Origin of the sequence: Stenotrophomonas sp. NA06056 (assembly GCF_013364355.1) — a bacterium.
In the GTDB taxonomy this organism is placed as follows: domain Bacteria; phylum Pseudomonadota; class Gammaproteobacteria; order Xanthomonadales; family Xanthomonadaceae; genus Stenotrophomonas.
In genome coordinates, this window is sequence record NZ_CP054931.1 from 2,845,447 (window position 1) to 2,870,559 (window position 25,113).

22 protein-coding genes are annotated in these 25,113 nt (G+C 66.4%); 19 read left to right on the forward strand and 3 right to left on the reverse strand.

The genetic code is table 11. From position 1 onward, the window contains the following. Window positions 1–3: 3 nt before the first annotated feature. From dapD to map, 3 genes are read right to left on the reverse strand one after another with little or no spacing between them, the layout of a single operon-like run. A complete protein-coding gene (gene dapD, locus HUT07_RS12795; RefSeq protein WP_176021242.1) occupies window positions 4–1,053 on the reverse strand; it encodes a 2,3,4,5-tetrahydropyridine-2,6-dicarboxylate N-succinyltransferase in 1,050 nt (349 codons plus the stop codon). Beyond that, the gene (locus HUT07_RS12800; protein WP_176021243.1) at window positions 1,053–3,680 is read right to left on the reverse strand and encodes a [protein-PII] uridylyltransferase; all 2,628 of its coding nucleotides are present in this window, start codon (window positions 3,678–3,680) and stop codon (window positions 1,053–1,055) included. Before HUT07_RS12800 ends, dapD begins: the two co-directional genes overlap by 1 nt. A 2-nt stretch (window positions 3,681–3,682) precedes the next feature. Continuing rightward, window positions 3,683–4,525, reverse strand: coding sequence for a type I methionyl aminopeptidase (map, locus tag HUT07_RS12805; RefSeq protein ID WP_176021244.1), 843 nt, complete (start codon window positions 4,523–4,525; stop codon window positions 3,683–3,685). Window positions 4,526–4,698: 173 nt separating this feature from the next. On the opposite strand from map, the gene HUT07_RS12810 reads away from it, so the two are divergent. From HUT07_RS12810 to lpxA, 19 genes are all read left to right on the forward strand, one after another. Further along, window positions 4,699–5,226 carry a spore coat U domain-containing protein gene (locus tag HUT07_RS12810; RefSeq protein ID WP_176021245.1) on the forward strand — a complete coding sequence of 176 codons (528 nt, stop codon included), beginning with the start codon at window positions 4,699–4,701 and terminating at the stop codon, window positions 5,224–5,226. After that, window positions 5,226–5,978, forward strand: coding sequence for a molecular chaperone (locus HUT07_RS12815; RefSeq protein WP_176021246.1), 753 nt, complete (start codon window positions 5,226–5,228; stop codon window positions 5,976–5,978). Before HUT07_RS12810 ends, HUT07_RS12815 begins: the two co-directional genes overlap by 1 nt. A 7-nt stretch (window positions 5,979–5,985) precedes the next feature. After that, a complete protein-coding gene (locus HUT07_RS12820; RefSeq protein ID WP_176021247.1) occupies window positions 5,986–8,328 on the forward strand; it encodes a fimbria/pilus outer membrane usher protein in 2,343 nt (780 codons plus the stop codon). A 2-nt stretch (window positions 8,329–8,330) separates the two neighbouring features. Further along, the gene (locus tag HUT07_RS12825) at window positions 8,331–9,365 is read left to right on the forward strand and encodes a spore coat U domain-containing protein (RefSeq protein ID WP_176022550.1); all 1,035 of its coding nucleotides are present in this window, start codon (window positions 8,331–8,333) and stop codon (window positions 9,363–9,365) included. Between the two features lie 100 nt (window positions 9,366–9,465). Beyond that, window positions 9,466–9,693, forward strand: coding sequence for a hypothetical protein (locus HUT07_RS12830; protein ID WP_176021248.1), 228 nt, complete (start codon window positions 9,466–9,468; stop codon window positions 9,691–9,693). Continuing rightward, window positions 9,693–10,391, forward strand: coding sequence for a fimbria/pilus periplasmic chaperone (locus tag HUT07_RS12835; RefSeq protein ID WP_176021249.1), 699 nt, complete (start codon window positions 9,693–9,695; stop codon window positions 10,389–10,391). The genes HUT07_RS12830 and HUT07_RS12835 overlap by 1 nt, the downstream gene beginning before the upstream one ends. A 219-nt stretch (window positions 10,392–10,610) precedes the next feature. Next, entirely contained in the window at window positions 10,611–11,414 is an 804-nt protein-coding gene (gene rpsB / locus HUT07_RS12840; RefSeq protein ID WP_099821427.1) for a 30S ribosomal protein S2, read from the forward strand. A gap of 125 nt (window positions 11,415–11,539) precedes the next feature. Next, complete coding sequence (tsf, locus tag HUT07_RS12845) at window positions 11,540–12,418, forward strand: translation elongation factor Ts (protein WP_032975792.1); 879 nt, start codon at window positions 11,540–11,542, stop codon at window positions 12,416–12,418. 259 nt (window positions 12,419–12,677) lie between these two features. Next, window positions 12,678–14,216 (forward strand): GGDEF domain-containing protein, encoded by a 1,539-nt coding sequence (locus HUT07_RS12850; RefSeq protein ID WP_176021250.1) that lies wholly within the window; start codon window positions 12,678–12,680, stop codon window positions 14,214–14,216. Between the two features lie 119 nt (window positions 14,217–14,335). Continuing rightward, the gene (gene pyrH, locus HUT07_RS12855; protein WP_025877663.1) at window positions 14,336–15,064 is read left to right on the forward strand and encodes a UMP kinase; all 729 of its coding nucleotides are present in this window, start codon (window positions 14,336–14,338) and stop codon (window positions 15,062–15,064) included. A 97-nt stretch (window positions 15,065–15,161) separates the two neighbouring features. Continuing rightward, complete coding sequence (gene frr, locus HUT07_RS12860) at window positions 15,162–15,716, forward strand: ribosome recycling factor (protein ID WP_176021251.1); 555 nt, start codon at window positions 15,162–15,164, stop codon at window positions 15,714–15,716. 5 nt (window positions 15,717–15,721) lie between these two features. Further along, window positions 15,722–16,489, forward strand: a complete 768-nt coding sequence (uppS, locus tag HUT07_RS12865) for a polyprenyl diphosphate synthase (RefSeq protein ID WP_176021252.1) — start codon at window positions 15,722–15,724, stop codon at window positions 16,487–16,489. After that, window positions 16,486–17,322: a phosphatidate cytidylyltransferase gene (locus HUT07_RS12870; RefSeq protein ID WP_176021253.1), complete on the forward strand. Its 837-nt coding sequence runs from the start codon at window positions 16,486–16,488 to the stop codon at window positions 17,320–17,322. Before uppS ends, HUT07_RS12870 begins: the two co-directional genes overlap by 4 nt. A gap of 2 nt (window positions 17,323–17,324) precedes the next feature. After that, window positions 17,325–18,515, forward strand: coding sequence for a 1-deoxy-D-xylulose-5-phosphate reductoisomerase (locus HUT07_RS12875; RefSeq protein ID WP_176021254.1), 1,191 nt, complete (start codon window positions 17,325–17,327; stop codon window positions 18,513–18,515). Between the two features lie 55 nt (window positions 18,516–18,570). Beyond that, complete coding sequence (gene rseP, locus HUT07_RS12880) at window positions 18,571–19,929, forward strand: RIP metalloprotease RseP (protein WP_176021255.1); 1,359 nt, start codon at window positions 18,571–18,573, stop codon at window positions 19,927–19,929. Between the two features lie 74 nt (window positions 19,930–20,003). Continuing rightward, a complete protein-coding gene (gene bamA, locus HUT07_RS12885; RefSeq protein WP_176021256.1) occupies window positions 20,004–22,367 on the forward strand; it encodes an outer membrane protein assembly factor BamA in 2,364 nt (787 codons plus the stop codon). Between the two features lie 421 nt (window positions 22,368–22,788). Further along, window positions 22,789–23,811 (forward strand): UDP-3-O-(3-hydroxymyristoyl)glucosamine N-acyltransferase, encoded by a 1,023-nt coding sequence (lpxD, locus tag HUT07_RS12890; RefSeq protein WP_093817747.1) that lies wholly within the window; start codon window positions 22,789–22,791, stop codon window positions 23,809–23,811. Continuing rightward, window positions 23,808–24,263, forward strand: a complete 456-nt coding sequence (fabZ, locus tag HUT07_RS12895; protein ID WP_176021257.1) for a 3-hydroxyacyl-ACP dehydratase FabZ — start codon at window positions 23,808–23,810, stop codon at window positions 24,261–24,263. The genes lpxD and fabZ overlap by 4 nt, the downstream gene beginning before the upstream one ends. 19 nt (window positions 24,264–24,282) lie before the next feature. Beyond that, window positions 24,283–25,074, forward strand: a complete 792-nt coding sequence (gene lpxA, locus HUT07_RS12900) for an acyl-ACP--UDP-N-acetylglucosamine O-acyltransferase (protein ID WP_176021258.1) — start codon at window positions 24,283–24,285, stop codon at window positions 25,072–25,074. The last annotated feature ends 39 nt before the right edge of the window (window positions 25,075–25,113 follow it).

Here is a 25,113-nt window from a genome sequence, read left to right on the forward strand (position 1 = left end):
CCGTCAGTCGGCCAGGCCGCGCAGCAGGTCGTTGACGCTGGTCTTGCTGCGGGTACGGGCATCGACCTGCTTGACGATCACCGCGCAGTACAGCGAGTGGGTACCGTCCTTGCTCGGCAGCGAGCCGGACACCACCACGCTGTACGGCGGGATGTAGCCATAGCTGATTTCGCCGGTGGCGCGGTTGTAGATGCGGGTGCTCTGGCTGAGGAACACGCCCATGCCGATCACGCTGTGATGGCCGACGACCACGCCCTCCACCACTTCCGAACGCGCACCGATGAAGCAATGGTCTTCGATGATGGTCGGGCTGGCCTGCAGCGGCTCGAGCACGCCGCCGATGCCGGCGCCGCCGGACAGGTGGCAGTGCTGGCCGATCTGCGCGCAGGAACCGACGGTGGCCCAGGTATCGACCATGGTGCCTTCGCCGACGTAGGCGCCGATGTTGGTGAAGCTCGGCATCAGCACCACGTCCTTGCCGAAATACGTGCCACGACGGGCGATCGCACCCGGCACCACGCGCACGCCGCCACGGCGGAACTTCGCCTCGTCATAGCCGGCAAAGCGCGATTCGACCTTGTCCCAGAACGGTGCCGGGCGTGCATCGACCACGGCCATGTCGTTGACGCGGAAATACAGCAGCACCGCCTTCTTCAGCCATTCATTGACCTTCCAGCCACCATGGCCGTCCGGTTCGGCAACGCGGAACTCACCGCTTTCCAGACCGTCGATCACGCGGTTGACCAGCGGACGGGTCGAGCCTTCCAGTTCGTGCAGGGTCAGCGTGGCGCGGCGCTCGAAGGCGCTTTCGATGCCGAACTTCAGCTCTTCGACGCCCGGGCCGGCCGGCTTGCGCAGCGACTTGCGCGCGATGTTCTCGGCGCGCGCGACTTCGGCGGTCTTGGCCGGGGCCTTCTTCGCCGGAGCCTTCTTCACTGCAGCCTTTCTCGGTGCGGCGGCCTTCTTCGCGACCGGCGCAGCGGCAGCAGGGGTTTTCTTGGCTGCTGCGCTCTTGGCGGTCGCGGCAGTCTTCTTTGCAGGCTTGGTGGCCATCAGGCGGGGTCTCCGGCGTTTCGATCAGGGTCCAGGCAGGCCAGCATTGCGTCATGCAGCTGCTGCCGGGCGGATTCAGTCAGGGGGAGGTCGTGTTCGTCACTGATCACGAAGGTGTCTTCGGCGCGTTCGCCGAATGTGGCAATGCGCGCGTCCCGCACGCGCAGTCCCTGGTTGCGCAGCACGAATGCCACGTCGGCCAGCAGGCCGGGGCGGTCGGGTGCGACCAGGGCAAAACGGGTCGCACCGGGTTCATCGCGGAACTCGATGCGCGGGGCGAAACGGAAATGGCGCAGCTGGCGTGGCACCACCCGACGCGAGGGACGCAGCCGCGTCAAATCGCCATTGAGCGCCTCGCGCAGGGCCGCTTCCAGGTTGGCGCTGCTGCCATCGGCAAACGTATCGGCCGGGCTCACTTCAAAATTATCGAAAATCGTGTCGGCCGGACCATCCAGCACGCGCGCGCGGTGGATGCCGTAGCCCTTGCGGTCCAACGTCATCACGATCGCAGCGAACAGACCATCACGGTCCGGCGAGTGCACGAACACTTCCAATGCAGGGTCATCAACGCTGATCCGGCGAACCTTCACCAGCGTCTGGCCCTGCTTGATCGGTACCAGCGCGGCGGCCTGCCAGGCCAGCTGTTCCGGGCGCAAACGGATGAAACCTTCGTCGGGCATCACCGCGAACTGGCGATCGATGGTGGCATCGTCGTAGCCCTGCTCGCGCACCAGCGCACGCACGCTGTCGCGCGCTTCGGCCACGCGCTCGGCGGCCGGCACCGGATGCTCCAGGCCTTCGCGCAGCGCGCGCCGGGTCGCGAAGTACAGATCGGCCAGCAGCCGGTCCTTCCATGCGTTCCACAGCTTCGGGCTCGTGCCGGCAATGTCGGCGCAGGTCAGCAGATAGAGGTAATCCAGGCGGTCGCGACTGCCGACCAGGGTCGCGAAACGATGGATTACCTCCGCATCGGCGATATCCTGCTTCTGCGCGGTCACCGACATCCGCAGGTGCTGTTCGACCAGCCAGGCCACCAGTTCGGTATCCGAACCACTCAGCCCGTGCGCATGGCAGAACGCCCGTGCGTCAACCGCGCCCAGTTCGGAATGATCACCGCCACGGCCCTTGGCGATGTCGTGGAACAGGCCGGCCAGCAGCAGCAGTTCGGGCTTGCGCAGGCGCGGCCAGACTTCATGGGCGATCGAGAAACGTTCGTCGGCGCGACTGCTGGCGAACAGCCCCATGTTGCGCAGGACCATCAGCGTGTGCTGGTCGACGGTGTAGACATGGAACAGGTCGAACTGCATGCGCCCGCTGACCTGGGCGAACGCGGGAATCCACTGCCCCAGCACGCCCAGCCGCGCCATGCGCGACAGCGTGTCGACCGGGCGCTGGCCACGCAGCAGGGCCATGAACTGCTCGCGCGCGTCGGCGTCTGCCTCGTCATACGCAGGCAGCAGCGGCAGCGATTCGGCCAGCGCGCGCGCCGTCAACGAATGCAGGCCTCGGATCTGAGGATTGTTTGCCCAGCTTGCGAACAACGCGAAGACCTGGCCGATGTCCGCGTTCGGCCAGTCGGCATCGTTGGCCGCCAGATAGCCCCGGCGCAGGGCGAACCCCACGGTCAGCGGCTCGGGCTGTGCCTCGCCATCGAACTGTTCTTCGAATCGCTGCAGCAGACGATCGCTGATCCGCCGCACCACTGAAGCGGCGCGGTAGAAGCCCTGCATCATCTTCTCGACGCCCAGGCTTTCGGCGTCGTCTTCAAAGCCCAGGCGTGCAGCCAGGGTCTTCTGGTAATCGAAGCGCAGGCGCTCTTCGGGACGTCGCGCCACCAGGTGCAGGCCGAAGCGAAGTCGTGCAAGCACCGCGCGTTCGCGCTTCAGCGCAGCGGCCTCGTCAGCGCCCAGGTGGCCCAGGCCGACCAGCGCTTCCAGGTCGCGCACACCAAACGCACGCAGGGCCATCCAGCCCAGCGTATTGAGATCGCGCAGGCCGCCGGGGCCATCCTTCAGGTCCGGCTCGAGGTTGTCGGCAGTGTCACCGAAGCGCTGGTGGCGGTTGCGCAGTTCCTCGAGCTTGGCCAGGAAGAACGCACGCGGCGGCCACAGTTCGCGGTCATCCACCGCCGCACGCAGCGCACGCCGCGACGCCTCATCGGCCGTCAGCGGGCGTGCTTCGATCAACGCCGTCAGCACGGTCTGGTCGGCGGCGGCTTCACTGCACTGCGCAGCTGAACGTACGGCGTGGCTGACCGCCAGGCCGCAATCCCACAGCAGCGCGAACAGGCGCGCGAGTGACGCTTCGTGGGCCAGCTGCGCAAGCGGATCGCCGAATACCAGCAGGTCGATGTCCGAACGCGGGAACAGCTCACCACGCCCATAGCCGCCCACTGCAAACAGCGACAGGCCACTGTCGGCCGGCAGGCAACGCTGCCACGCGTGGCGGATCAGATGGTCAGCCGCGCGCGCGCGCAAGGCCAACAGGCGCTCGATGTTGTCGCCCTGGTCGAAGCGGCGGTACAGGCGCGTATCGGCCTGCTGCAGCACATCGCGCGCGGCAGCAGCCCAGTCCGGGTCGTTGAGCGACGCGGCCGGCGTGTCCAGCAGCGAACTCGCCGGCAGCATCCTCAGGAGACCTGCGACTCGCCCGGCGACAGGGTCAGCACGTCCACGCCGGTCTCGGTGACCGCGATCATATGCTCCCACTGCGCCGACAGCTTGCGGTCCTTGGTCACCACGGTCCAGCCATCGGGCAGCACCTTGTTGTAGCGGGTGCCCTCGTTGATCATCGGCTCGATGGTGAAGGTCATGCCCGGCTGCAGCACCAGGCCCTGGCCCGGACGGCCGTAATGCACCACCTGCGGTTCATCGTGGTAGACCTTGCCGATGCCGTGGCCGCAGTACTCGCGCACCACGCTGAAACGCTCGCCTTCGGCATAGCTCTGGATCGCGTGGCCGATGTCGCCCAGGGTCGCGCCTGGACGCACCGCGCGGATGCCGCGCCACATGGCTTCATAGGTCGCGTCGACCAGGCGCTTGGCCATCACCGACGGGGTGCCGACGAAGTACATGCGGCTGGTGTCGCCATGCCAGCCGTCCTTGATGACGGTTACGTCGATATTGATGATGTCGCCATCCTTGAGGACCTTCCCTTCACTGGGAATGCCGTGGCAGATGACGTTGTTGACCGAGGTGCACACGGTCTTCGGGAAGCCGCGGTAGCCGACGTTGGCCGGAATGGCGCCCTGCACGTTCACGATGTGGTCGTGGCAGATGCGGTCCAGTTCCTCGGTCGTGACACCGGGCTTGACGTGGGGGGTGACGATGTCAAGCACTTCGCTGGCCAGCCGGCCGGCGATGCGCATCATCTCGATTTCCTGCGGGGTTTTGATATTCACGCTCATGGCACCCATTATCGCCGATCCGGCCGCAATCTGAACGAACGCCACCCAACTGGCGATCCAGGCCATGCACGGATCCGGCAAGGAATGTGAAAGCGTGATGGCCCACACCCTTTCGAATCCCTGATTCTCACGCAATACAGACACTTGCGGTGCCTACGCTGGGGCCACTGTCGTCAAAGCGGCGCTGAACGTGCCGTCTTCGCCCTGTTCAACAGACCTTCGGGTCAGGGAGGTTGTCCATGCGATCCGCAGCTCGTTCCCCTTTGGCCTGGGCCCTGGCCCTGCTGCTGACCGGCCCGGCGGCCGCCGCCGACACCACCACGTTCAACGTCACCCTGGTGGTCACCAAGGCCTGCACCATCACTGCCGCCGCGGCCACCAACGTGGACTTCGGCACCGCCGCCTCCACCACCGCCACCCCGACCCTGGGCCAGGGCACGGTGACTGCCCAGTGCTCAGCCCTTACCCCATACACCATCTCGCTGAATGCCGGCGCCAATGCCGGCACGGCCAACGACGTCACCACGCGGCGGATGAAGAACACCAACGCGGCAGTGACCGCGAACAACTATGTCGGTTACCAGCTCTACCAGGACGCCGCGCATACCCTGGTCTGGGGCGCCACATCGGGCACCAACACCCAGGCCGGCATCGGCACCGGCCTTGCGGTGCCGTACATCGTCTACGGCCAGATCCTCAACCTGAGCACGGCCAACGCCGCCACCGGCAACTACCTGGACACCGTCACCGCCACGATCACCTATTGATGGAGCACGCCCGCATGGCCGGATCCCGCCCGTGGCGCGCCACCGGCGTGGCGCTGCTCGCTCTCTGCCTGCTGACGGCCGCCGACGTCTCCGCGACCAGCCTGCAGGTTGCCCCCACCAGCCTGCAGCTGGAGGCGCGCCAGCGTGCTGGCGAACTGTGGCTGACCAACAGCGGCACCTCGCCGGTGAAGCTTCAGGTACGGGTGTTCCGCTGGGTACAGCAGGACGGCAAGGAACAACTGCTGCCCACCGACGAATTGCTGGCCACGCCACCGATGCAGGAACTGGCCGCCGGCCAGCAACAGCTGGTGCGGGTGATGCGCACGGTGACCGATGCCCCGCCCGAACAGCAGTACTACCGGCTGATCGTCGATGAAGTGCCCGATCTGGCCACGCGCACCGAAGGCATGCAGTTCGTGCTGCGCTATTCCATCCCGGTATTCGTGCAGCCCGGCGCCGGCCGCCGGCTGGCACCGCAGCTGCACGCCCGCATGGTCCGGCTGGACGACGGTCGCAACGGCGTGGAAGTGGGCAATACCGGCAACAGCTACGCGCAGATCGCCGACCTCGCCCTGGGCAGCCCGGAGCGGCCGCGCATCGTCCACCCCGGCCTGCTGGGCTACGTACTGCCCGGCCAGGTCATGCGCTGGCCACTGGAGCGCACGGCGATCGACCGCGACAACGACCAGATCACGGCCAAGCTCAATGGCGAGTCGGAACAGACGTCGCTGCCGCCACCACCGGCTCGCTGAGGCGCTGATGAGCGCAGCGCTCGGTGCGGCCCTGTCCCCGGTGGCGCATGCCGCCGATGTCTCCGGGGTCTCCGCCGATGCCCTGCTGCCACCGCCGACCCCGCTCACGGCCAACCAGACGCTGTACCTGGACGTGACCCTCAACAGCACGCCGCGCGGCCTGCTGCCCTTCACCGACAACCGTGGCCGTCTGCAGGCCAGCCCCGAGATCCTGCGCCAGCTCGGCTTCAACGCCAGCGGTGATGCGCCGGTCTATCTGGACCAGATCAGCGGTGCGGTGGTGCGCTATGACGCGCACCTGCAGACCCTCGCGCTGGATGTGCCATTGGGGCAGTTGACCCTGCCCACGACCGTACTCAGTCGCCCGCAGGTCCGTGCCTCCCGCGGCAGCGCCTCGCCCGGCGTCCTGCTCAATTACGACCTGTACGGCAGCCGCGTCGACAGCCTGGGCAACCTGACCCTGAGCTCTGAGTTGCGGGTGTTCGGCGTAGGTGCCGGCACCTTCGAGAACACTGCGGTCAGCCGTCGCTACCAGACCGAAGACCACCACTGGCGCGGCGAAAGCGTACGCCTGGATACACGCTGGACCCTGGATTTCCCGGACACAGCGTTGAGCCTGGAGGTGGGTGACTTCTACAGCGGCTTTGTCGACTGGAGCCGGCCGGTACGCCTGGGCGGCCTGCAGATCGGTCGCAATTACGGACTGCAGCCCTACCGCGTGCTCACCCCGACCCCGGCCTTTCTCGGCCAGGCGGTGGTGCCCTCCACGGTCGAGCTGTACGTCGATGGCCTGCGCCAGTACAGCGGCCAGGTACCGGTTGGGCCGTTCCAGCTGGCGGCGCAACCGGGCATCAGCGGCACCGGCAGCGCGCAGGTCGTGGTCACCGACGCCTTCGGCCGCATGCAGACCCTGGATTTCAGCTTCTACGGCACTCAGCAACTGCTGGCAAAGGGCCTGTCGGACTGGTCGCTCGGCGTCGGCCAGCTGCGCGAGCACTTCGGCGAACGCTCCTTCGCTTACGACGACCGTACCGTGGCAAGCGCCAGCTGGCGCGGCGGCGTCAGCGACACGTTCACCGGCGAAGCACACGCCGAAGGCGGCGGCGGCCTGGTACAGGCCGGCGCGGGCGGCTGGTGGCTGCTGGGCGGTGCGGGCGTGTTCAATGCCGCCTACGCGCACAGCCGCTACCAGGGCCTGCAGGGCGGCCAGTGGGCGCTGGGGTACAGCTGGAACAACCGCCGCTTCAACGTCAATCTGCGCAGCGTGCGCAGCCACGGCGACTACCGCGATCTGGGCGCGTTGCAGGCCAACCTGCCGCCCAGCATCAGCGAGCAGGCCACGCTCGGTCTGGATCTGCTGCGGCTGGGGACCCTCAGCGCCAGTTACCTGCGCCTGCGCTACCCCGATGGCGAGGACAACCGCTATGCCAGCCTGTTCTGGTCACGCAGCTGGAGCCAGCGCTGGTCGGCCTACCTGTCGGTCAACCAGAACCTGGACAACAGCGACGACCGCAGCGTGTATCTGTCGCTGACCGCAAGCCTGGGCAACAACCGCCAGGCCAGCCTGTCCACCCAGCGCAACGGCGACAGCCAGAGCTGGGTCGCCGATGTCACCCAGCCGGTCCCGGGCGATGGCAGTGCAGGCGGCATCGGTTGGCGCGCACAGGTCCGCAACGGCGACGGCGGCAGCGGCGGCCTTGCCGAAGTCGGCATCCTCAACGATGTCGGCCGCTACGCCTTCGGTGCTTCACGCCAGGCCGGCCTGAACTACGCCTATGGCAGCGCCAGCGGCAGCCTGGTGTGGATGGCCGGGCACGCCTTCGCCGCCCGCGAAGTGGCTGATGCCTTTGCCGTGGTCAGCACGAATGGCATTGGCGGCGTGCCGGTACGGCTTGAGAACCGCCTGATCGGTGTCACCGACGATCGTGGCCTGCTGCTGATCAGCCCGCTGCTGTCCTGGCAGCGCAACCGCGTCTCCATCGACACCCTGGACCTGCCGGCCGACATGCGCGCCGATCGCATCGAGGAGTGGGTGACACCGCGCCAGCGCGCCGGCACCGGGCTGACCTTCAACCTGCGCTCGCGGCCGTCGCTGACCCTCACCGTGCAGGACATGGCGGGGCAGCCACTGGAAGCGGGCAGTGAAGTACAGCTGCCGGATGGACGCCAGGCATCGGTCGGTTACGACGGATTGCTGTACCTGGAAGACGTGGCCGCTGGCACCGTGCTGTACATCACCACCAGCCGGGGACAGTGCCGTACGCGGGTACCGGCATCGCCGCAGGTGGTGGCCACGGGCGCGCGGCCACGTCCGGCGTCCGTGCAGTGCGTGCCGGAGGTGGCGCCGTGAGCCTGCGCCCACTGCTGCTCGGCCTGCTGATGCTCGCGGGCCTGATGGCCAGCCTGCCGGCCCGCGCCACGGCGGTATGCACCGCCACAGCCGACGCCCTGCTGCCGTTCGGCAACGTCAACAGCGGTGCCGCCGGCCCCACTTCGGGCACGTTGAACATCACCGTAAACTGCTCCACCGCCGCGCTCAGCCTGATCGCCACCACCGGTATCCGCGTCTGCATCGGCCTGGGCAATGGCACCGGCGGCACCAGTACTTCGCCGTGGCGGACCATGGTCAATGGCAGCAGTGATCCGCTCAATTTCCAGATCTACAACGTCGCCAACTACAGCGAAGTCACCGGCCTGGCACCACGCGGCACACCGCCCGCACAGGAGCTGACCATGACCTACAACGTGCCGCTGATCGGCGGCTCCGGCAGCCGTACCACGCAGTTGTTCGCACAGATCCCGGCCAACCAGGTGCTGGCCTCCGGCAACTACAGCAGCACCTTCACCGGTGCCAACGTGGTGCTCACCTGGGCCTGGAATGAGGTGCTGCTTGGCACCGCCACCGTGCCGGCCACCTGCAACGGCGGTGCTACCGGCACCAACACCGCCAGCAACGCCTTCACCTTCAATGCCACCGCCACCGTGCTGCCGCAATGCGGCAGCTACCTGACCACCGACATGAACTTCGGCAATGTCACCGGCGGCATCCCCAGCAACATCGACCAGACCGCCACGCTGACACTGACCTGCCTCAAGCGCACCGCCTACCAGGTCGGCCTGAACAACGGCCAGAACAATCCAGCCCTGACCAACACCCGGCGCATGCGCACCACCGTCGGCGGCAACAGCTATTACCTCACCTACGAGCTGTATCGCGACGCTGCGCGCAGCCAGCGCTGGGGCAACACGCTTGCCCTGGACACCACCAGCGGCACCGGCACCGGCAGCGCGCAGACGCTGAACATCTTCGGACGCGTGCCGCCGGTTACCGGGCAACCGCCCGCCGGCACCTACAACGACCTGGTACAGGTGACGATCACCTACTGAGAGCGCCCCGCATTACAGAATCCCCCACGTCGGCCGATACCGCGCATCAGGTCGACAACAGGGTGGATGGCAGGTGGTTCGCGGTGTACTGATTGGAGCGATGTCCATCGCCAGCACGGCAGCCTGGGCCGACCCGGCCCCCGTCCCACTGCAGATCCGCCTGACCGTGGTTGAAGGCTGCGCCGGCACGGAGGGCGGCGCGCATTGCCCGGTGCCGCAGCAGCACAGCGACACCCTGCACCTGCCGGCACAGATCCGTGAACTGGCCCCGCCAGCGCAGGACAAGCAAGGGCGTGCGACTTCAGAACCGCCCACCACCTACTACTGATGCACCGCCTGCTACCCCTGTTGCTGGCACTGCTGCCCATGCCCGTGCAGGCGCTGGATCTGATGCCGACCACGCTGCGTCTGCCGGCAGCACAGGGGCAGTCGGAGCTGTGGCTGCACAATCCCGGCCCAGGGCACTGGCGCGGCCAGGTGCAGATCTGGGCGTGGGACCAGCAACCGGGTGCCGAAACCCTGCAACGCAGCGGGCAGGTGCTGGCCAGTCCGACCCTGCTGGACCTTCCGGCCGGGGCGCGCCAGCGCGTCTGGTTGCTGCCGGCGTCATCCCTGCCTGTGGCCGCCGAACAGGCGTTCCGGATCATCCTGGCACCGGCAGACCCCTCAATGCCGCGCTATTCACTGCCGTTGTTCCGCGGCGAACCGTCCCGCCCTGCGCCGGCCTTCCTGCAGGCGGAGGTGGTGGTCAACGGGTCGCAGTTCGTGCTGCGACTGCTGAACGCAAGCACTGCGCACGCGCGCCTGAGCGACCTTGCCTACGAGGCGGCCGACGGCCACCGCAGCCTGCTGCTGCCTGGTCTTGCCGGCTACGTGCTGGCGTCGCGGCAGCGGCAGTGGCAGCTGCCGCGGCGCGCCGATGGCTATGCGGGCGGCCGGTTCCATGCCCGCCTGCAGGACGGTTCAGAGGTGATCCTGGCCGCGCCGACGCCCGCAATTGCAGCGCGTCCGCCAAGCGGGCTATAATCCCCGGGATGTCCTGCCGCCCTGTGCGCGGGACACCGTCCACACCGGACGTCATCGGTGAATCCACACCTGCTGCCCCCATCCGTGCCGGGGTGCTCCGCAAGGAGTTCGGCCACGGAGGCAACAGGGAAGCCCAACCCCGGAACCTTCAGCGCTTCCACGCGTCCCGCATACCTATCCCGCGGGCGGAATCGCCGGTTCCCCATCAGGAGTATTGCAATGCCCCAGGTCACCATGCGTCAGATGCTGGAAGCCGGCGTCCACTTCGGCCACCAGACCCGCTACTGGAACCCCAAGATGGCTCCGTACATCTTCGGCGCCCGCGGCAAGATCCACATCATCAACCTGGAAAAGACCGTCCCGCTGTTCAACGACGCGATGAACTTCATCTCGTCGGTTGCCCAGAAGCGCGGCACCATCCTGTTCCTGGGCACCAAGCGCAGCGCGCGTGAGTCGATCCGCGAAGAAGCCGAGCGTTGCGGCATGCCGTTCATGAACCAGCGTTGGCTGGGCGGCACCCTGACCAACTTCCGTACCGTCAAGCAGTCGGTTGCCCGCCTGAAGGAACTGGAAGCCGGTGAGTCCGACGGCACCTTCGAGAAGCTGGTCAAGCACGAAGTGCTGGGCCTGCGTCGCGAGCGCGACAAGCTGGAAGCCTCGCTGGGCGGCATCAAGGACATGAACCGTCTGCCGGACGCGATCTTCGTCATCGATATCGGCCACGAAGACATCGCCATCAAGGAAGCCAAGAAGCTCGGCATCCCGGTGATCGCTGTCGTCGATACCAACTACAACCCGGAACTGGTGGATTACGCGATCCCGGGCAACGACGACGCCATCCGCGCCGTGCAGCTGTACGCACGTGCCGCTGCTGACGCCGTGCTGGAAGGCAAGGCTGCTGCACCGCACGCTGCCACCGTCCGTGAAGAAGAGTTCGCCGACGCCGCTGCCGAAGAAGGCAAGCCGGCTCGCCGCGCTCCGGCCAAGAAGGCTGCTGCCGACAAGGGCGAAGCCCAGGCCTGATCCAGGCCCCGGTGGGCGCCACGCGCCCACCTTTCCTGTCCGCTGCCCATGGCGCGACGACAGGAAACTGTCACACGGGCCGGCCACCATGCCGGCCCAACCCCTTTCTTTCGTGAGGTAATCCCGTGGAAATCACTGCTTCCCTGGTCAAGGAACTGCGCGAGCGCACCGGCGCCGGCATGATGGAATGCAAGAAGGCGCTCACCGAGGCCGGCGGCAACATCGACGCCGCTGCTGAAGCGCTGCGCAAGTCCGGCGCTGCCAAGGCCGACAAGAAGGCTGACCGCGTGGCCGCCGAAGGTCGTCTGGGCCTGGCCCAGGACGGCGGCAAGGCCGTGCTGGTCGAGATCAACTCGGAAACCGACTTCGTCGCCAACGACATCAACTTCAAGAACTTCGTCGATTCCGTCGCTGCCGCTGCCCTGGCATCGGGCGCCGCCGACGTGGAAGCCCTGAAGTCCGCCACCCTGCCGACCGGCCAGACCGTCGAGGAAACCCGCGCGACCGCCGTGCAGACCCTGGGTGAGAACATCCAGATCCGTCGCCTGGTCAAGCTGGACACCACCGGCAACGTGGGTTCCTACGTCCACACCAACGGCAAGGTCGGCGTGCTGGTCGACCTGATCGGCGGCGACGCCGAACTGGCTCGCGGCCTGGCCATGCACGTGGCTGCGCTGAAGCCGCCGCACAACAAGGCAGCCGACGTGCCGGCCGAGTTCGTGGAAAAGGAAAAGGAAATCGAACTGGCCAAGATGTCCGAGAAGGACAAGTCCAAGCCGGCCGACATCCTGGAAAAGATCATCAGCGGCAAGATCAACAAGATCGTCAGCGAAGTGACCCTGTACGGCCAGAGCTACGTGCTGGACGGCGACAAGACCGTCGAGCAGGTGGTCAAGGCTGCCGGCGCCGACGTTGCTGGCTTCCAGCTGCTGGTCGTTGGCGAAGGCATCGAGAAGGTGGTGGAAGACTACGCCGCCGAAGTTGCCAAGGCGATGCAGGTCTGATTCCAGCCTCCAGGCCGTGATGAAACCAGAAGGAGCCGCGGGAAACCGCGGCTCTTTTTTTTGCCTGCACCCGCGGTGGGCGCCCTTTCTGTGGGTGTGCACCGTTGGTGCACACACCGGAACCCAAGGATCTTTGCGTTGCGTGCGAATCAAGCCGATACTCGGCACAGGGAACCTGCAGTCACATAACAGGAACGAAAGTCGCAGACTGTGATGCATTCCTAGGTATTCTTGTCCTAATGGAATTGAACGACCCGACATGCCTCCCGAGCTGACAGCTGCCCTGGCGCTTTGCCGCAACCTCCCCTCGCCGCCCGGTATTGCCCTGCGCATCATCGAACTGGCCCAGGACCCGGAAGCGGACATCGCAACCGCTGCGGACATCATCGCCATCGACATGGCGTTGAGTGCCCGCATGCTGCGCATCGCCAATTCGCCGCTGTACGCCAGCCGGCGCCGGATCGAGAACCTCGGCCAGGCGCTGACCATGCTCGGGCTGAACGCTACGATCAGCCTCGCCTTGGGCTTCACTGTCACCCAGGGCCTGACCGGCAACGGCGGCGCCGACCACGACCTGCGCCAACGCGCCTGGAAACGCAGCATCCTCAGCGCGCTGGCGGCCAGCCAGCTCGGCCAGGCACGCGGCCTGCGCCGGCTTGAGGAGCTGATGCTGGCCGGGTTGCTGCAGGACATGGGCGTGCTGTGCCTGGCCCAGGCCGAATCCGAACGCTACCTGCCCCTGCTGCGCGAAGCGCGCGACAACCCCGACCTGATCGCGCGCGAGCGCCAGGAACTCGGCTGCAGCCACGCCGACGTCGGTGCCTGGGTAGCCGAGGAATGGGGCCTGCCGCGCTACCTGGTCGACAGCATCCGCCACAGCGAAGACGAAAGCACCGCAGAGAATCCATTCCAGGCGTGCGTACAGCTGTCTGGCGCCGTCGCCGACATCTGGCTGGATGAAGACGCCGATGGCGCCCGCGAGCGCGCTCTGCAGCAGGTCCACGACCGCCTGCAGCTGGACAGCGCCCGCTTCGACCAGGTCCTGACCCGGATCAGCGAAGCACTGCCGGACATCGCCAGCCTGTTCGAGAACGGCCTGAATTCACCGGCCCGCGTGCGCGAGCTGATCGACCACGCCCAGGAACTGGCCACCCTGCGCAACCTGCGTGAACTGCAGGATGCCGACCAGGCCCGCCGTCGCGCCGATGAATTCGAAGCCCGCGCCAAGCGCCTGGCCGATCAGGCCCATCGCGATGCCCTGACCGGCGTCCTCAACCGCCGCCAGCTCGAAGCCGTGCTTGAACAGGAATTCCTGCGAGCCGGCCGCCATGGTTGGCCGTTGTCGGTGGCCTTCATCGACCTGGACGATTTCAAGAAGATCAACGATGCGCACGGCCACCTGACCGGCGATGAAGTGCTGCGCGCCTTCGCCGGCAAGCTGCAGGGGCAGCTGCGCAACAGCGACACGGTGGCCCGCTTCGGCGGCGAGGAGTTCGTTGCGCTGCTGCCCAATACCAGCGAATCGGTCGCCCTTGACGTGATCCGCCGGGTACTGGCCAACATCGTCGCCACCCCGATGGCGGAACTGGAAGGCGGCCCGCTGTTCATCACCTTCTCGGCGGGCGTAGCCACACAGGGCGGTTACGAGCGTTTTGCCGGCGTGCAGGACCTGCTGCGCGCTGCAGATGACGTGCTTTACCGCTCCAAGAACCTGGGCCGCAACCGGGTCATTGCACGCTCCCCGGGCGAATTGGGGCATGATGAACTGTCTGCCACTGCTGGCGCCGAGCTTGGCTGAACGGTACGCCCCGGATGTACGGGGTACACCGGTATTTTGCGCCGCAGTGCACAAAACGCTTTGGCCGCGCGCCGCTTGCGCGTAGAATCGCCCGCGATTTCCACGCACCCGAGGTCCCTATGTCCAAGCTCGCCTATCGCCGCATCCTGTTGAAACTTTCCGGGGAGGCGCTGATGGGAGATGAGGACTACGGCATCGACCCCAAGATCATCAACCGCCTGGCCCGTGAAGTCGTCGAGGCCCAGCAGGCCGGCGCCGAAGTCGCACTGGTCATCGGCGGTGGCAACATCTTCCGCGGCGCAGGCCTGGCTGCTGGCGGCATGGACCGCGTCACCGGCGACCAGATGGGCATGCTGGCCACGGTCATCAACGCACTGGCTATGCAGGATGCGCTGGAGAAAGTGGGCGCCAAGGCCCGCGTGATGAGCGCGATCAAGATCAACGACGTGTGCGAGGACTACATCCGCCGCCGCGCGATCCGCCACCTGGAAAAGGGCCGCCTGGTGATCTTCGCCGCAGGCGTCGGCAGCCCGTTCTTCACCACCGACTCGGGCGCCGCCCTGCGCGCGATCGAGATCGGCGCCGACCTGCTGCTGAAGGCCACCAAGGTCGATGGCGTGTACGACAAGGATCCGAACAAGTACAGCGACGCCGTCCGCTTCGACAGCCTGAGCTACGACGAAGTGATCCGCCGCGGCCTGGAAGTGATGGACACCGCCGCCTTCGCTCTGGCCCGCGACAGCGACCTGCCCATGCGCGTGTTCGACATGGGCCAGCCGGGCGAACTGCTGAAGATCCTGCACGGCGAGAACATCGGCACCCTCGTCCAGGGCCGCGACCCGGCCTGAGGCTGAGCGCAAGGCGACCTCCGGGCCGATTCAGGCCCGGCAGCGTCCCGTATTCGCCTATAATCGCCCGATTCCAGTTACATCCAGGACCCTGGCGATGCTCAACGACATCAAGAACAACGCGCAGACGCGCATGGCCAAGAGCATCGACGCTCTGAAGCACACCCTCACTTCGATCCGCACCGGCCGCGCGACGCCGGCCCTGCTGGACCGCGTCACGGTCAATGCTTACGGCAACGCCAGCACGCCGCTGAACCAGGTCGCGTCCATTTCCAACCCCGACGCTCACTCCCTGCTGGTCACGCCCTTCGACAAGAGCATGATCAAGGAGATCGAGAAGGGCCTGTACAACATCGAGCTGACCCCGAACACCATCGGCACCTCGATCCGCGTCAACCTGCCGCCGCCGACCGAAGAGCGCCGCAAGGAACTGGCCAAGCAGGTACAGAAGGAAGGCGAAGGCGCCAAGATCGCCGTGCGCAACATCCGTCAGGATGCGAACAAGGAAATCGCCAAGCTGCTGAAGGACAAGGTCGTCAGCGAAGACGAGAAGAAGCGCGGCGAAGACGATATCCAGAAGTTGACCGACGCCAACATCAAGGACATCGATAAAGTCGTCGCCGACAAGGAAAAGGAACTGATGTCGGTCTGAAGTCGATGCCTTCAGTCCCGCCTCCCCTGCCGGCCGTCCTGCCGCGCCACGTTGCCATCATCATGGATGGCAACGGGCGTTGGGCACAGCAACGCCGTCGCCCCCGCGTTATCGGCCATCGGGCCGGTGCGCGCGCGGTCAACCGTACCATCGAGCGCTGCCTGGAACTGGGCATTCCGGCGCTGACCCTGTTCGCGTTCTCCAGCGAGAACTGGGGCCGGCCGCAGGACGAAGTGGACGCATTGATGAAGCTGTTCCTCGGCGCGCTCGACCGCGAAGTGGACGAGCTGCATCGGCGCGGCGTGCGCGTGCGCTTCATCGGCGAACGCGAGCGCTTTGGTGCTGCCCTGGTCAGCCGCATGCAGCTGGCCGAGCAACGCACCGCCGACAACAGTGCGCTGACCCTGTCGATCGCCGCCAGCTATGGCGGCCGCCAGGACATCGCCCGTGCCGCACGTGCACTGGCCGTTGAAGTGGCCGCCGGCCGCCTGCTTCCCGAGCAGATCGACGAATCCCTGCTGGGGCGACAGGTGGCGTTGGCCGACCTGCCCGCACCGGACCTGTTCATCCGCACCGGCGGCGATACCCGCATCAGCAATTTCCTGCTGTGGCAGCTGGCGTATACCGAGCTGTGGTTCACCGAAGCGCTGTGGCCGGATTTCGACGCCGCGCAGCTGCAGCTGGCGCTGGATGCCTACGCCAGCCGTGAGCGCCGCTTCGGCCTGACCAGCGCCCAGATCGCCGCCCTGGCCACCGAGACGTCCAGCCCATGACCAAGACCCGAGTCCTCGCCGCGCTGATCATGGCGCCGGTCGCCATTGCGGCGATCCTGCTGCTGCCCACGCAATGGCTTGCTGCCGCCGCAGCTGCCGTGCTGCTGATCGGCCTGTGGGAATGGCTGAAACTGGCCGATGTCGAAGACACCCTCGCCCGCACCGTGCTGCTGGTCCTCAATCTGCTGCTGATGGTGCTGCTGGTGTGGGCCGATGCCGGCACCCTGGTGCTGTTCCAGATCGCAACCCTGGTGGGCGTGGCCTGGTGGCTGGCCGCGCTGGTCTGGCTGCGCTTCTTCAACTTCGGCGCGCAACCCGGAAGTCCGGCGCGCATCCTCAAGCTGCTGGCCGGCACCCTGGCGATCGTGCCGGCGTGGGCCGCACTGGTACTGATCCATGCCGGCGGCGACCCGCCCGGGCATCAGGGTCACCTGTGGCTGCTGGCCGCGCTGGCGCTGGTCTGGGCAGCCGATTCGGGCGCCTACTTCGCTGGCCGTCGCTTCGGCAAGCACAAGCTGGCACCGCGGATCAGCCCGAACAAGACCTGGGAAGGCCTTGTCGGTGGGCTGATCGTCGGCGTCGCGGTGGCCGTCGGCCTGGGCTGGCTGGCCGGCATCGATGCCGCGCACCTGCCGGGTCTGCTGGTCACATCGGTGGTGGCTGTCTTCGCCTCGGTGCTGGGTGACCTGTTCGAAAGCCTGATCAAGCGCCATGCCGGCGCCAAGGATTCAGGCCACCTGATCCCCGGCCACGGTGGCGTGCTCGACCGCGTCGACGGCGTGCTGGCGGCCATCCCGGTGTTCGCACTGGGCAAGGAAATCTTCGGGTTCTGACCATGGATGCTGCTGCAGACCTGCGCCGGGTCGCCGTGCTCGGCGCCACCGGCTCGATTGGTGCCTCCACGCTTGACGTGATCGCCCGCCACCCGCGGCGTTACCGGGCCACCGTGCTCGCCGCCGGCCGCCAGGTACAGGCGTTGCTGGCCCTGTGCCGGCAGCACCGGCCCGCGCATGCGGTGATCGCCGACGAAACCCTGTATGCCGAACTGCGCGACGGCCTGCGCGATGCCGGCCTGGCCACCCAGGCTCACGCCGGCCATGCCGCGCTGGACCAGCTGGCGGCCAGTGACGCCTGCGACACCGTGGTGGCCGCGATCGTCGGCGCCGCGGGCCTGTCCTCGACCCTGGCCGCCGCTGCAGCCGGCAAGCGCATCCTGCTGGCCAACAAGGAATCACTGGTACTGGCCGGCGAACTGCTGACCCGTACCGCCGAACGTGCGGGCGCAGAGATCATCCCGATCGACAGCGAGCACAGCGCGATCTTCCAGTGCCTGCGCTCACGCGATGCGAGCCTCGACGGTGCCGGCGTGCGCCGCATCCTCCTGACCGCCTCGGGTGGACCGTTCCGCGGACGCAGCCGCGCCGAACTGGAACAGGTCACCCCGGCCCAGGCTGTGGCGCACCCGAAGTGGTCGATGGGGCCGAAGATCTCGGTCGATTCGGCGACGTTGATGAACAAAGGCCTGGAAGTGATCGAGGCCCACCATCTGTTCGGCATCCCCGGCGAGCGCATCGAGGTGCTGGTGCACCCGCAGAGCCTGGTGCATTCGCTGGTGGAGTTCGTTGACGGCTCCACGCTGGCGCAGATGGGCCTGCCAGACATGCGCACCACCCTGGCCGTGGGCCTGGGCTGGCCGCAACGGATCGAATCGGGCGTGTCCGGGCTCGACCTGCTGACCCAGGGCCGGCTGGATTTCGAGGCTCCCGACACCGATGCCTTCCCCTGCCTGTCCCTGGCGTGGCAGGCGATGCGCGCCGGCGGAACCGCCCCGGCCGTGCTGAACGCCGCCAACGAAGAGGCCGTTTCAGCCTTTCTTCAGGGCCGCGTAGGCTTCCTGACCATTCCGACGTTGGTTGCTAACGCTCTTTCAACACTGCCGACCGAACCAGCCGATACACTTGAGGTTCTGTTGTCCGCCGACCAGCGGGCCCGCCAACTGACCCTGAACGCCATCGCCGCCACCTGAACACGCCCCCCATCCCGAATGACGCCGCCGCCCGTGTCCGCCAATGTGAACCTGCATGACTGACTTCATCGGATCGGTCTGGTGGATGATCGTGAGCCTTGGCCTGCTGGTCACCTTCCACGAATTCGGGCACTACTGGGTCGGACGCCTGTGCGGGGTCAAAGTGCTGCGCTTCTCGGTCGGCTTCGGTCGTCCGCTGTGGTCGCGCCGCGACCGCCATGGCACCGAGTTCGCCATCGCCGCCATCCCGCTCGGCGGCTATGTGAAATTCCTCGACGAGCGCGAGGTCGACGTCCATCCCCACGAACGCGGCCAGGCCTTCAACCACAAGACCGTGTGGCAGCGCATTGCCATTGTCGCGGCCGGCCCGATTGCCAACCTGCTGCTGTGCATCCTGCTGCTGTGGGCGATGTTCGTGATCGGCAAGCAGGATTATTCCGCAACCGTCGGCCGCGCCACCGGAATGGCCGCTACGGCCGGGCTGGGCAGTGGTGATCGCCTGCTGAGCGTGGACGGCCGCGATGTGATCACCCTTGGTGAGGCCAGCATGGCCCTTACCGCAGCGGCGATGGACCGTCGCGACGTGACTCTGCAGGTTCTCGACCCCGCGGACCAGCTGCGTTCGCGCACCCTGCCGTTGTCGCAGCTGCCGGCGGGCTTCGATGAACGCCGGGTTCCGATATTGGCCGGCGTGTACTGGCGTGCGTGGCTGCAGCCACCGCTGGTGGACAAAATCGTGAAGGGTTCGGCGGCGGAGGGACAGCTGCAACCCGGCGATCTCATCGTGGCGGTCGACGGCCAGCGCATCGACAGCGTCGAGCAGGCCATCAGCGAAGTGGGCAGCCTCGGTCGCCGTGGTGGCCCGGCGATGATCGAGGTGCTGCGTGGGGGCGAGCGCCTGGCGCTGGAGATCACCCCGCGCCAGGGCAAGGACGGCAAGGGCCAGCCCACCTGGCAGATCGGCGCGGGCTTTGCCGAGAGCTACAGCCCCGCCTACGACACCCTGCTCAAGTTCGGCCCGCTGCAGGCGGTGACGGTGGCGGTGCGCGAAACGGGCAGGATGGCCGCCGATTCATTGGCCATGATGGGCCGGATCGTCACCGGCAAAGCCTCGCTGCAGAACGTTTCCGGCCCGGTCACCATTGCCCGGGTCGCCAATATTTCGGCCAAACGTGGCGTGGATTGGTTCATCCAGTTCCTCGCCCTGCTGTCGCTGAGCCTGTGCATCATCAACCTGCTGCCGATCCCCATCTTGGACGGCGGCCACCTGCTGTATTACCTTATCGAGTTGGTCAAGGGCAGCCCGCTGAGCGAGCGTGCCGTCGCCGCCGGCCAATACATCGGCCTGGCGTTGCTGGCCGGGCTGATGGGATTGGCGTTCTACAACGACATCCTCGGCCTGGTCCCGCGATGAACTTTTCCATGTTTTTGCCGTCTACAGCGTCGGCATCCCTTACCAATGAAATCGACCTTCCTACCGGACGTGACATGACGCGACTCCCCAATCGCCGCCTGCTGGCCCTCGCCCTCGCCGCCGTCACCGGCGCTCCCGCCCTGGCCCAGGCAGCCGAGCCCTTCACTGTCAGCGACATCCGCGTCGACGGCCTGCAGCGCATCAGCTCCGGTACGGTGTTCACCTACCTGCCGGTCGAGCGTGGCGAGACGGTCACCGACAGCAAGGTCGGCGAGACCATCCGCGCCCTGTACAAGACCGGCTTCTTTGAAGACGTGCAGCTGGATCGCCAGGGCAGCATCCTGGTGGTGACCGTCAAGGAACGTCCGGCGATCAACAAGCTGACCGTCACCGGCAACAAGGACATCAAGTCCGACCAGCTGCTCAAGGGCCTGTCCGACATCGGCCTGACCGAAGGCGGCACCTTTGATCGCCTGAGCCTGGACCGCGTGACCCAGGAACTTCGCCGCCAGTACAACGATCGTGGCAAGTACACCGTCGACATCACCCCGACGGTGAGCCCGCTGGACCGCAACCGTGTCGACATCGCCATCGCCATCAAGGAAGGCAAAGCGGCCAAGATCCGCCACGTCAACATCGTCGGCACCGAGAAGTTCGAGAGCAAGGACATCCTGGAGTACTGGGAGTCCAAGGAGCACAACTGGGCGTCGTGGTATCGCCGTGACGACCAGTACTCCAAGGAAAAGCTGTCCGGCGACCTGGAGAAGCTCAACTCCTGGTACCTGGACCGCGGCTACGTCGACTTCAGCATCGACTCCACACAGGTCTCGATCAGCCCCGACAAGCGCGACATGTTCATCACCGCCGGCGTGACCGAAGGTGACCAGTACAAGATCTCCGAGATCAAGGTCAGCGGCGACACGATCCTGCCGCAGGAAGACGTCGAGCGCATGGTCGTGCAGAAGTCCGGCGACACGTTCTCGCGTGCGCTGCTGGAATTCAGCTCCGACTCGATCACCAACTCGCTGTCCAACATCGGTTACGCCTTCGCCAAGGTGAACCCGATTCCGACCACCAACCGCGCCGAGCAGACCGTGGCGGTCAACATGCAGGTCGTGCCCGGCCCGCGCGTGACCGTCCGTCGCATCATCTTCAAGGGCAACACCCGCACCTCCGACGAAGTGATGCGTCGCGAAATGCGCCAGTTCGAGAACAGCTGGTACTCGCAGGCCGCGATCGACCGCTCCAAGATCCGCCTGCAGCGCCTGGGCTACTTCGAAGGCGTGGAAGTCGAGACCCCGGCCGTCAGCGGCAGCAACGACCAGGTCGACGTCGTCTACAACGTCAAGGAAACCACCTCGGGCAGCTTCGTGTTCGGCCTGGGCTATTCGCAGTCCTACGGCATGACCACCTCGGTGCAGCTGTCGCAGAACAACTTCCTGGGCGGCGGCAACCGCGTGTCGGTCGAAGCCTCGCGCAGCAGCTACCTGCAGCGCTACGGTTTCAGCTACACCAACCCGTACTTCACCGATGACGGCGTGTCGCTGGGCTACAACCTGTCCTGGCGCGAACTGGACTACTCCGACTTCAACACCGCGCAGTACAACAGCACCAATGGTTCGGCGCAGGTGGTGTTCGGCGTGCCGATCACCGAGACCGACACCGTCTCGCTGATGTTCGGCATCGACAGCAACCAGATCACCACCTATCCGGGCTCGACGCCGAAGTCGATCATCGACTACATCGATGCCGTCGGCAGCCGTACCTTCCATGCATGGCGCACGGAACTGGGCTGGGCGCGTGACTCGCGCAACGACTACTTCATGCCGACCCGCGGTACCTACCAGCGCGTGGGCCTGGAAACCACCCTGCCGGGTTCGACCATCGAGTACTACAAGCTGAACTACCAGATCAGCAAGTACTGGCCGATCATCCCCTCGCTGGTGATCAATACCCGCGCCGAAATCGGCTACGGTGATGCCTACGGCAATGACAAGACCCGCGTGATCGACAACGGCGACGGCACCACCCGTACCGTTACCGCGTCAGGCCTGCCGTTCTACGAGAACTTCTACGCCGGTGGTACCAACTCGGTGCGTGGTTTCGAGGACAACACCCTCGGTCCGCGCGAAGTCACCCAGGGTTACCCGAACGGCCAGCCGCTGGGCGGTTCGCTGAAGACCGTCGGTTCGGTCGAAGCCTACTTCCCGCGCCTGTTCGACAGCCCGTCGGCCCGCGTGTCGGCCTTCGTCGACTTCGGCAACGTCTACAACGGCACCGACAACTTCAAGGCCAATGAACTGCGCGTGTCCACCGGTGTGGCCCTGCTGTGGCGCGCCCCGGTCGGCCCGATTTCGATCAGCTATGCGTTCCCGCTGAAGAAGAAGGACGGCGACGAGATCGAGCGTCTGCAATTTACGTTTGGTGGCCAGTTCTAACTGGCCACCAAACGTTCCCACGGTTTGCGATGCAAACCGCGGGGCCTATCCTGCTCCCTATCCCCCGCGCCGCTGGCGCGCCCCCCTTAACAAAGGGGGGCTCTCCACCAGACGGGTCTCGAATCGCCGGGCATTGCCCGGCGTTTTCGTTATTGAAGCGCACGCCGACGCGCGGTGAGCCGAGTATGGCTCGGCGCTGCAGGCGACTGTGGACGTTGGATCCGCGCGCGCGGGAGACCATCCGGTGATGGCGCAGGGGGCTGACCAGGACCGTTGGCGCCATGGATGGCGCCATCGAGCCCCCAGGGATGGGTTTACGGCGTGTCCTGGGCAGCCCCCTGCGCCATCGCCCCACGGATCAACCAGGCGCCGGCTTTTGCTCCCGCATGACCGCAATGGCGTCACACGTTAAACTCCCGCCGTGAATACTCCTACCTACACCGCCCAGCAACTCGCCGATCAGTTCGGCCTGCAGGTCCATGGCGACCCGAGCACCGCCATCCATGGCGTGGCCACCCTCGCCCATGCCGGTGCCGGCCAGCTGACCTTCCTTGCCAATCCGCGCTACCGCGCCCAGCTGGCCGACAGCCAGGCTGGCATCGTGGTGCTGCGCGCCGAGGATGCCGACGCGGCTCCCGGCACCGCGCTGGTGGCCAAGGACCCTTACACCACCTTTGCCAAGATCGGTGCACTGTTCGACATCGCCCCGACCCGCCCGCCCGGCATCCACCCCAGCGCGGTGATCGATCCGCAGGCGCAGGTTGCCGCCAGCGCCCACGTCGGTCCGTTCGTCACCATTGGCGCACGCAGCGTCATCGGCGAGAACTGCATCATCGGCGCCGGCAGCATCATCGGCGAAGACTGCACCCTCGACAGCGGTTGCGAGCTGATCGCGCGCGTTACCCTGGTCACCCGCGTGAAGCTGGGCAAGCGCGTGCGCATCCATCCCGGCGCCGTGCTGGGCGCCGATGGCTTCGGCCTGGCAATGGACGCTGGCAAATGGATCAAGGTGCCGCAGCTTGGTGGCGTGCGCATCGGCGACGACTGCGAGATCGGCGCCAATACCTGTGTTGACCGTGGCGCCCTGGAAGACACCGTGCTGGCCGAGGACGTCCGCCTGGACAACCTGGTGCAGATCGCACACAACGTGCAGATCGGCGCGCACTCGGCCATCGCAGGCTGCACCGGTATTGCCGGCAGCGCCAAGATCGGCCGCTACTGCCTGCTCGGCGGCGCCGTCGGCGTCGTCGGTCATCTGGAAATCTGCGACAAGGTCGTGATCACCGGCAAATCGGTGGTCCGCAACTCCATCACCGAGCCGGGCGAGTATTCCTCCGGCACCCCCCTTACCGACAACCGCACGTGGCGCAAGAATGCCGCGCGCTTCAAGCAGCTCGATGCACTGGCCCGTCGCATCCTGTCTGTGAGCAAGGAGAAAGAATGAGCCACCCCCAGACCCTGCCGGACATGACGCAGATCCAGGCGCTGCTGCCGCACCGTTACCCGTTCCTGCTGGTCGACAAGGTCCTGTCGATCGACTACGAAAAGCGCACGATCGTGGCGACCAAGAACGTCAGCATCAACGAGCCGTTCTTCCAGGGCCATTTCCCCAACCAGCCGATCATGCCAGGCGTGCTGATCATCGAAGCCATGGCCCAGGCCGGCGGCGTGCTGACCCAGCTCACCCTGGGCCGCGATTCGCAGTCCAAGCTGTTCTACATGGTCAAGGTCGACAAGGCCCGCTTCACCAAACAGGTGGTGCCGGGCGACGTGCTGGAAATGCACGTGGAGATCAAGCGCGTGATCCGCAACATGGCCGTGTATGACTGCGTGGCCAAGGTCGACGGCGAAGTCGTCGCCTGTGCCGAGGTGCTGTGCGCCGGCACCCGCGAATGACCCTGGCCGGAGGACCGAGATGAGCGACAACGCCCCCCTGATCCATCCCACCGCCGTGATCGATCCGTCGGCACGACTGGCCGACGACGTCCGCGTGGGCGCGTTCACGATCATCGGGCCGGACGTCGAGATCGGCGCCGGCACCGAGGTCGGTCCGCATTGCAGCATCAACGGCCCGACACGGATCGGCCGCGACAACCGTTTCATCGGCCATGTCGCGGTCGGTGGCGAGCCGCAGGACAAGAAGTACGCCGGTGAACGTACCGAACTGGTGATCGGCGACCGCAACGTGTTCCGCGAATTCGTCACCCTCAACCGTGGCACCGGCGGCGGCGGCGGCATCACCACCATCGGCGATGACAACTGGATGCTGGCCTACACGCACGTGGCCCACGATTGCCATGTCGGCAACTTCTGCGTGTTCTCCAACAACACCACGCTGGCCGGCCACGTGACCGTGGGTGACTACGTGATCATCAGCGGCTTCGCCGGCGCGCATCAGTTCTGCCGCATCGGTGCGCATGCCTTCCTCGGCATGGGCGCGCTGACCAATGGCGACGTGCCCCCGTTCACCATGGTCGGCACCGATTCGCTGGGCCGCCCGCGCGGCATCAACAGCGAGGGCCTGAAGCGCCGCGGCTTCGATCCCGAACGCATCACCGCCATCAAGCGTGCCTACCGCACGCTGTACGTGGCGGGCCTGCCGCTGGCCGAAGCAAAGGCGCAGCTGGCCGAGCAGGCGCGCGACAGCGACGACGTCAAGTCGATGCTGGACTTCATCGAACACACCGAGAGGCATCTGCTGCGATGAGCAGCGCGACCGGCCAGGCGCCGGCCGGCGCCGAGGTGA